This is a genomic window from Paenibacillus sp. Y301, assembly GCF_059445505.1.
The window spans coordinates 1-1,188 of record NZ_JCAIUL010000044.1 but is presented as its reverse complement, the minus strand read 5'-3'; the positions used below and the strand labels follow the sequence as shown (position 1 = coordinate 1,188).

Below are 1,188 nucleotides of genomic sequence, written 5' to 3'. Positions count from 1 at the left end.
CTTAAGCTGCTTGAACGTCAGGAATGCCAAACGTTAGCAGACATGCTGAAAATAACTAATAGGAGCAAACCATTTATGATTGAATTTCCATATGAGAGCCAAATAAATGATGAAAAAATAAAATCATTTGTTAGTTTTTTAAAAAAAGAAAAAATTGAAAGTTGTTTGATGAGTCTTGGTCAAGATATTGTGCTTCAATATTTTAGAAACAATAAATCTAAAGATAAGCTCCACAAAGTTAACTCATGCACGAAGAGCGTTACTTCATGTTTAATTGGAATTGCTTTCGAGCAGGGATTGATTTCAGATCTTAATACGCCGATTGTTAATTACTTTCCGACGCTTCAACAAGATAAAGACATCCGGAAACAATGTATTACAATTGATCACTTATTGAGTATGAGTGCGGGTTTCGATTGGCCGGAGTTGGGGGAATGGAATGGCTGGCCACAAATGATACATAGTCCCAACTGGGTTAATTATATATTAGAGCGCCCATTAAACGCCGAACCCGGTGAACGAATGAACTATAATTCTGGATGCAGCCATCTGTTATTATCAATACTTCAAAAGGTATCTGGAATGAGTGCAAAAGATTTCGCAATAAAGTATCTCTTCTCTAGTTTGAAGATTAAAGATTTCATATGGCATGTAGACCCTCAGGGAGTTAATATTGGTGGTTTCGGGATACACATGTCTATACAAGATATGCAAAAATTCGGTTACTTTTATTTAAACAAGGGGCGTTGTGGGAAACGACAATTACTTAGTGAAGAATGGATATCTAATTCAACAAAACCTAAGTATTTAACATATGAAGACATAGGTTATTACGGTCGTCATTGGTGGGTGTCAGATGAATCATTAGACCGATCTTTTTATTTTGCTATGGGTTTGGGAGGGCAGTATATCTGTGTAGATCCTTCCCAAAATATAGTTATCGCATTAACAAACAATACATACAGTGATACCTTAAAACCATTAAAAGCTATTACAAAACTTTTGCAGTGACTCGAAGAAGTCAGCACATCTGCTAACAAAACATTCCTACATCGTCGCTGACGCTCCTTGGCCGCCAAGAGGGGTATCGGAGAAGTAGATTCAAGCGACACATTCAACCAGCTAAGTCTATCGACCCGTTCCCTACGGTCACTTAAGCTGCTTGAACGTCAGGAATGCGCAACGTTA

The 1,188-nt window shown here is 37.5% G+C and carries 1 protein-coding gene; it reads left to right on the top strand.

From position 1 onward, the window contains the following. Positions 1-42 precede the first annotated feature (42 nt). Positions 43-1,011 carry a serine hydrolase domain-containing protein gene (locus tag AC1D69_RS25005; RefSeq protein WP_495458812.1) on the top strand — a complete coding sequence of 323 codons (969 nt, stop codon included), beginning with the start codon at positions 43-45 and terminating at the stop codon, positions 1,009-1,011. Positions 1,012-1,188: the final 177 nt, after the last annotated feature.